Origin of the sequence: Collimonas silvisoli (assembly GCF_018305005.1) — a bacterium.
Lineage (GTDB): Bacteria > Pseudomonadota > Gammaproteobacteria > Burkholderiales > Burkholderiaceae_D > Collimonas > Collimonas silvisoli.
The window spans coordinates 54279-61213 of sequence record NZ_JAGQEG010000026.1 but is presented as its reverse complement, the minus strand read 5'-3'; the positions used below and the strand labels follow the sequence as shown (position 1 = coordinate 61213).

7 protein-coding genes are annotated in these 6935 nt (G+C 59.1%); 1 reads left to right on the top strand and 6 read right to left on the bottom strand.

Annotated features, from left to right (window positions below; genetic code table 11):
* Both radA and alr read right to left on the bottom strand, forming a co-directional pair.
* A partial coding sequence (gene radA / locus KHU33_RS09395) for a DNA repair protein RadA (protein ID WP_211462578.1) occupies positions 1-1176 on the bottom strand: 1176 nt, incomplete at its 3' end.
* 72 nt (positions 1177-1248) lie between these two features.
* Positions 1249-2325 carry an alanine racemase gene (gene alr / locus KHU33_RS09390; RefSeq protein WP_211462577.1) on the bottom strand — a complete coding sequence of 359 codons (1077 nt, stop codon included), beginning with the start codon at positions 2323-2325 and terminating at the stop codon, positions 1249-1251.
* Positions 2326-2511: 186 nt separating this feature from the next.
* Here alr and lplT point away from each other — a divergent pair, with 186 nt between their 5' ends.
* Positions 2512-3774, top strand: coding sequence for a lysophospholipid transporter LplT (gene lplT, locus KHU33_RS09385; RefSeq protein WP_211462576.1), 1263 nt, complete (start codon positions 2512-2514; stop codon positions 3772-3774).
* A gap of 26 nt (positions 3775-3800) precedes the next feature.
* Here lplT and KHU33_RS09380 read toward each other — a convergent pair whose 3' ends face one another.
* From KHU33_RS09380 to tsaB, 4 genes are read right to left on the bottom strand one after another with little or no spacing between them, the layout of a single operon-like run.
* Positions 3801-4793 carry a DUF1853 family protein gene (locus tag KHU33_RS09380; RefSeq protein WP_211462575.1) on the bottom strand — a complete coding sequence of 331 codons (993 nt, stop codon included), beginning with the start codon at positions 4791-4793 and terminating at the stop codon, positions 3801-3803.
* Positions 4774-5676 (bottom strand): uracil-DNA glycosylase, encoded by a 903-nt coding sequence (locus KHU33_RS09375; RefSeq protein WP_211462574.1) that lies wholly within the window; start codon positions 5674-5676, stop codon positions 4774-4776. The genes KHU33_RS09380 and KHU33_RS09375 overlap by 20 nt, the downstream gene beginning before the upstream one ends.
* On the bottom strand, positions 5673-6158 hold the full coding sequence (gene rimI / locus KHU33_RS09370; protein WP_211462573.1) for a ribosomal protein S18-alanine N-acetyltransferase: 486 nt from the start codon (positions 6156-6158) through the stop codon (positions 5673-5675). The genes KHU33_RS09375 and rimI overlap by 4 nt, the downstream gene beginning before the upstream one ends.
* On the bottom strand, positions 6155-6865 hold the full coding sequence (gene tsaB, locus KHU33_RS09365) for a tRNA (adenosine(37)-N6)-threonylcarbamoyltransferase complex dimerization subunit type 1 TsaB (protein ID WP_211462583.1): 711 nt from the start codon (positions 6863-6865) through the stop codon (positions 6155-6157). The genes rimI and tsaB overlap by 4 nt, the downstream gene beginning before the upstream one ends.
* Positions 6866-6935: the final 70 nt, after the last annotated feature.

Sequence of the window (6935 nt, the reverse complement as noted above, 5' to 3'; positions counted from 1 at the left end):
AAACACCACCAGGCCACGCGGCAGCGGCCGGTTGCGCATCGATGAATTAATCGCCAGCAGCACCGCCAGATCGGCTGCCGGTTCGGTGATCTTGACGCCGCCGACCGCATTGATGAACACGTCCTGATCGAATGCGGCAATACCGGCATGCCGATGCAACACGGCCAACAGCATCGCCAGCCGATTCTGCTCCAGCCCGACTGACAGCCGGCGCGCATTCGGCACATGCGAGGCGTCCACCAGCGCCTGGATCTCGACCAGCAGCGGCCGGGTACCCTCCTGCGTCACCATCACGCAAGAACCGGGTACCTGGTTATCGTGCTGCGACAAGAACAGGGCCGACGGATTCGACACCCCTTTCAAGCCTTTTTCCGTCATGGCAAAAACGCCGAGCTCATTGACCGCGCCGAAGCGATTCTTGAACGCCCGCACCAGGCGGAAGCTGGAATGGGTATCGCCCTCAAAGTACAACACCGTATCGACGATATGCTCCAGCACGCGCGGCCCCGCCAACGCACCTTCCTTGGTCACGTGGCCGACCATGATGATGGTGATGCCGGATTGCTTGGCGACCCGCGTCAATTGCGCGGCGCATTCGCGCACCTGCGCCACCGAACCGGGAGCCGAGCTGAGCGCATCCGAATAGACGGTCTGGATCGAATCGATGACCGCCACTTCAGGTTTATGCTCCACCAAGGTGCTGAGAATTTTTTCCAGCTGGATTTCAGCTTGCAGCTTGAGATCCTTGGCGTCCACCGCCAGCCGCTTGGCGCGCAATGCAATTTGCGCGCCGGATTCTTCGCCGCTGACGTACAGCACTTTTTTCAGTTTCGACAGGTTCGCCAGCGCTTGCAACAGCAGCGTCGACTTGCCGATACCCGGATCGCCGCCGATCAGCACCACGCCGCCGGCCACCAGGCCGCCGCCCAGCACCCGGTCGAATTCCTCGATGCCGGTGCCGAAGCGCGGCACATCGATCGCTTCGATATCGGCCAGGGTCATCACCGGCGCCGTTTGCGCCAAGCCTTGATGCTGATTTGAAAAACGGTTGCCGACCGCTTCCACGATGGTTTCCACCAGGGTATTCCATTGCCCGCAGGACGGGCATTGGCCGGTCCACTTGTTGGCGACGCCGCCGCATTCGGTGCAGGTGTAATTGGTTTTTGCTTTAGCCATTCTGTTCTGCAATCTATATTAGTGGGCTTACCATTTTTATATCGGCAGGGGTAATTCAAACCTGCCGCGCCGTCACAAGTCCACGACTCTAACCCTTGCAGCCAAAGCGCACATCAGCTCATATCCTATGGTCCCGGCTGCATGGGCGACTTCATCGATCGGCAAGCCATTGCCCCACAAGGTCACCGCGCTGCCGACCGCGGCGCCCGGCACATGGCTCAAGTCGACCGAAAACATATCCATCGATACCCGCCCGACGGTGACGGTACGCACACCGTTGACCAGCACCGGCGTGCCGTTCGGCGCATGGCGCGGATAACCGTCGGCATAACCGCAGGCAACCACGCCTACGACCATCGGTGCCGCCGCCACAAACCGGCTGCCGTAGCCGACCGCCTCGCCGGCGCCGACACGCTGGACGCCGATAATCTTGCTGCTGAGGGTCATCGCCGGTTTCAGGCCGAACTGTTCGGCGCTGGCGCCGCCAGGGCTGGCGCCATATAACATGATGCCCGGCCGCACCCAATCCGACTTCAGTTCCGGATGCATCAGGTCCGCGGCGGAATTGGCGATGCTGCGTTCATCGTTCAGATCCGCGACGCCTTGCTCGAACTGCTGCATCTGCTGCTGCAACGGCAAACCTGGATTCAGCGGATCGTCGGCATTCGCGAAATGGGTCATCAGCGTGATCTTACGCACCGCAGGAATCGCTTGCAGACGCAAGTAGGCAGCGCGGTAGGCCTCCGGCTTGAAACCGAGCCGGTTCATGCCGCTATTCATTTTCAGATGGACATTCAGCGGACCGCTCAGCCCGGCCTGCTCCAGCCAGACGATCTGCTCGATGCAATGCACGGCAAAGTCGAGCTTGGCCCGCGCCACGGTTTCAAGATCGGCGGCATCGAAGATGCCTTCCAGCAGCAGGATCGGCTTTTGCCAGCCCAGCTCGCGCAGGCGCAATGCATTTTCCGGTTCAATCAGGGCCAGCCCGTCCGCTTCCGCAAACCCGCGCACACCGCGCTCCAAACCATGACCATAAGCATTGGCCTTGACCACCGCCCAGATTTTCGCCTCGGGGGCATGCGATTTGGCGATGCGCAGGTTGTGCTGCAGAGCAGAAATATCGATGGTAGCAACTAAGGGTCTGGGCATGAATGTGCAGAATTTGCGAGGATTTGTAGAGCCGCCTATTTTACCGGATGCACCGGCGATGAAGGATTGGCAATCCCGATAAATCCACTGAACGTTTTCACTTTTGCATCCCTCATAATCACGAATCGGTCATATTTTCATGGTATAAAGCAGGCCGGGGACACATTGTTACATTCTGGGATGCGGATGAATCGCGGTTTTTACACCATCATGGCGGCGCAGTTTTTTTCTTCGCTGGCCGATAACGCCCTGCTCATAGCGGCAATCGCCTTACTGGCCGAAATATCCTCTCCGGACTGGATGACACCGCTGCTGAAATTGTTTTTTGTCCTGTCTTACGTGCTGTTGGCCGCTTTTGTCGGCGCTTTCGCCGATTCGCTGCCCAAGGGCCGGGTGATGTTCATCACCAACATGATCAAGATTTCCGGCTGCCTGATGATGTTCGCCAACGTCCATCCGCTGATAGCGTATGGGGTAGTCGGCTTCGGCGCAGCAGCATATTCGCCCGCCAAATATGGCATCCTCACTGAACTGCTGCCGGCAGAAAAACTGGTGGCGGCGAATGGCTGGATCGAAGGCTTGACCATGGCTTCCATCATTCTCGGCACGGTACTCGGCGGCGCCCTGGTCAGTCCCCACGTCGTTTCCATCATGCTGCAATGGCACATACCTATATTCAATTGGCGGCTGAACACACCCACCCATGCAGCGCTGATGGTGATTGGTTTGCTGTATCTGATTGCCACCATGTTCAACCTCAAAATTCCTGACACCGGCGCCCGCTACCCGCACCAGCAACACAGGCCGAGCAAGCTGATCGTCGATTTTGCCAACTGCTGCGCGATCCTGTGGAAAGATAAGCTGGGCCAGATTTCGCTGGCCGTCACCACCTTGTTCTGGGGCGCCGGCGCCACGTTGCAATTCATCGTGCTGAAATGGGCCGAGAAATCGCTCGGCATGCCGCTCGACAAAGCCGCCATTTTGCAAGGCGTGGTGGCATTCGGCGTCGCCATCGGCGCCGGCGCCGCGGCACGCATGATCCCGCTGAAAAAATCACTGACTGTCATGCCCATGGGGATTGTGATGGGCGTAGTCGTGATGGCCATGACCATAGTGCATTCGGTCTGGGTCGCCTATCCCTTGCTGATCATTATCGGTGCGCTGTCCGGTTATTTCGTGGTGCCGATGAATGCGCTGCTGCAGCATCGCGGCCATGTGCTGATGAGCGCGGGCCATTCGATCGCAGTGCAGAATTTCAATGAGAACCTGTCGGTGCTGACCATGCTGGTGCTGTATGCGCTGATGATCAAAATCGATCTCGACGTGAATATCGTGATCTTCCTGTTTAGCCTGTTTGTCGCCGGCATCATGCTCATCATCATGCGCAAGCATGCGTCCAATCAGCGGGAACATGATTCGCTGGCTTTGATTGGCGAAATCAAGCATTAGAGCAATCAAAGAAGTCTACGCGGCCTTTACCCCATCTTGTCCACACCCAGATGGCGCTGGGCTGCCGCCCGCGCCGCCCAGTCCTCCGGCACCACAAAACCTCTGCGGGTTTCCAGTCCGTAGCCGCCGTCGGGCCGCAACGTTGCCAGCAATACCGGCGAGGCGTCGCTGGCGAAATGCTGTGACAGCGCCAAGCGCGCATCTGCCGCGCTGAGCGCATGTTCAAGCGCTATTTTTGCCGGCGCCAGCCAGCGCTGGCGCGGCAATACTTGATACATGGCTGACGGTTCCAGTTGCAACGCTGACAGGCTGCACCAATAGCCGCAGCAGGCGTTGGCGGATACGCCAAGGACAGCGGGCCGGCGCAAATGATCATCCGGATAAAACAACCAGCCTTTCACCAGCGCCTGGACAGATGCGAGCGGCTCGCTTAGATGAACCTGGGCCGCAGGATGCTGCGACAAAGCCAGCTGGCGCTGCAAAATCTTTTGCATTTTTGCTCCCAGCGAATCTGCTAGATTAGGGCCGAGAAAATCATCCGCTTGCAAGCTTTCACCGCTAGTCTCAAGCAAATAGAATTTGGTCGCGAACTCCCAGTGGACCAGGCCGCCGTTGAGGCGCAACAAGAAATCGAATTCGCCTATGGTGTCATTCTTGCTGGCCCGGACTTGCACGCTATGCGCCACCAGCATTTGCCGCTGCTCAAAGTAAAACGCCAGCAGTTTTTCTGCATACAACCCCAGACGCGTCGATGGCAAGCTGCCGATATAGCGATGCAATGCCTGTAGTTTTTCCGGCGTCTGCTGCAGTTCGGTCAGCCATGCCCCTAGATCGGCATCAACATAGCTGGCGATCTTTCCTTGCCATTGATGCGCCTTTGGATCAAGCAAATCCGGTGCATCCAGCAACCAAGCCAACGCCCTGACATGGGGATCGAGCAAATGACTCCAGCGCCGGTGAAACTGTTCCTGGCAAGCGCCAACAGGCGCTGCCAAAGAATCACTGACCGACGCTGGCATAGGTGCTCATGGCCAGGCATAGATCGCTCCAGACCTTGCCCTTGTCGGCCAGCTGGCGCAGCAGATAGGCTGGATGGTAGGTCACCACCAAAGGGCGGTCGGCGTAGCGATGCACACTGCCGCGCAGCTTCGAAACCGGCGTTGCCGGATCGAGCCCAAGCAGGGACAGGGCCGCAGTCTTGCCCAGCGCGACCAGGATGGTTGGCTGGATCAATTCGATCTGGCGCTGCAGATATGGCAGGCAAGCCGCTACTTCGTCAGCCGCAGGCGGACGGTCACGCCCTGTGCCGTCGGTGGGCCGGCATTTGACGATATTGGCGATGTAAGCGTTTTCGCCGCGCTTCAAGCCCATCGCCAGCAGAATATTGTCGAGCAATTTACCGGCCGGGCCGACGAACGGCTCGCCCTGGATATCCTCGTTGCGTCCCGGACCTTCGCCGATAAACAGCCATTTGGCCTTGCTGTCGCCGACGCCGAACACGGTATTTTTACGTCCGTGGCAAAGTCCGCAAGCAGTACATCCGGCTACGGCTTTTTGCAGTTGCTGCCAATCCATAGCAGCTGGTGAATTCGCTGCGGGAACATTCACTACAGCTGAAGACATGGGCTCATCGTCATCGCTCCAGGCCGAAACAGCAGCCTTACTCACCGGCGCATCATGCGCTTGAGATAGCGCTGCTTTGTCAACATGCTGCTCCTGTTGCGGCACCTCTACTGGCGTCGCGGGAATTTCCGCTGCCGGTACCGGAGGGAGCGTCTGCTCCAGCACACTACCTGTTTCGATCAGTTCAGCGTCGCCGGCCACGCCGCCATCGCGCCTCAGCCACAGCGGTCCAAGGCCGATCTCGTCAAGAAAAACGCTGCGCCTGCTTACCTCGCTCATAAGGGCAACCTCATCACGATGGCCTCTTCGCGCTTGTCGCCAGCCGCCGGATAATAATCGCGGCGGCGGCCGATCTCGACAAAACCGTAAAGCTGGTAAATTGCAATCGCGCGCGTATTCGATGGCCGCACTTCCAGCAAAACCGATTGCATCTGCTGCTGATGCGCCAGGATGCACACTTTATCGAGCAGCATTTTGCCGATGCCGCGCCCTTGCATATCGGCGTGCACGCTGATATTCAACAGATGCGCCTCATCCAATGCCGGCATCATGAAAAAATAGCCCAGCAGGACCTGCGCCGCATCGCGCAATACCCAGCATTGATAACCGCTCTGGATCGAATCGACAAAATTGCCATGGGTCCAGGGATGGGAATACACACTCTTTTCGATCGCCAGCACCTCATCCAGATCTTCGATACGCATCGCGGCAAACGACAGCGGCCGCAGCAAATCGGGCGTTGGCTGTACATGCGCGCTCATGGCTTCACCTTAGCGGCACGCTCGGCAGTGGTGAGCGCCACCTTGTTACGTAAATACAAGGGTTGTGCTTCCACCGCACTCAAGCCACGGCCATGGCTCTGAACCAGCGCAACGCTGCCCAGCTGGGCGATCTGTCGTGCATTCGGCATCACCGCCGGCAAGCCGCCGGCGGCGAACGACGCCGCCACAAACGCTCCCGGATACGCCGCCAACCCATTGCCGCAGGCTTGCAGCACCCCAGTCTCTGTGGACAGGGGCGATACCTCCGACGGCGCCGACAAAGTCGGCTCGACGATCACCTGCCATTGATTATCGGCAAACCGATATTGGGCCCAGTAAACCTCGCCCATGCGTGCATCCAGCACCGCCAGCACTTCGCCGGCGCCGTTGAGGTCGCGGCAGGCTTGGGCCATGGCGGCCAGCGTCACCACTGGCAACACCGGCAGATCGGCGCCGAACGCCAGCCCTTGGACGATGCCGCAAGCTGTGCGTACGCCGGTGAACGAGCCCGGACCAACGCCGAAAGCCAGCGCATCGCATTGCGCCAGGCTGATCCCGGCCTCGGCGAGCAAGCTTTGCACCATCGGCAGGATGGCAAGAGAATGGGTCTGGACGCCCGCTGATTCGCGGGCAATCATATGGCCGTCGCGCAATAGGGCGGCGGAGGCCAGTTCGGTAGATGTTTCGATGGCAAGAATGGTCTGCATGGGCCGTATTTTACCGCGCCGGACGTTGCTTCGGCTGCACTCTGCACGATTGACGCGGGCAAGATCGGCG

Excerpts from the sequence above, each read along its gene's own strand:
- alr (WP_211462577.1), bottom strand. The coding sequence starts at position 2,325 with ATGCCCAGACCCTTAGTTGCTACCATCGATATTTCTGCTCTGCAGCAC.
- lplT (WP_211462576.1), top strand. The coding sequence starts at position 2,512 with ATGAATCGCGGTTTTTACACCATCATGGCGGCGCAGTTTTTTTCTTCG.
- KHU33_RS09380 (WP_211462575.1), bottom strand. The coding sequence starts at position 4,793 with ATGCCAGCGTCGGTCAGTGATTCTTTGGCAGCGCCTGTTGGCGCTTGC.
- KHU33_RS09375 (WP_211462574.1), bottom strand. The coding sequence starts at position 5,676 with ATGAGCGAGGTAAGCAGGCGCAGCGTTTTTCTTGACGAGATCGGCCTT.
- rimI (WP_211462573.1), bottom strand. The coding sequence starts at position 6,158 with ATGAGCGCGCATGTACAGCCAACGCCCGATTTGCTGCGGCCGCTGTCG.
- tsaB (WP_211462583.1), bottom strand. The coding sequence starts at position 6,865 with ATGCAGACCATTCTTGCCATCGAAACATCTACCGAACTGGCCTCCGCC.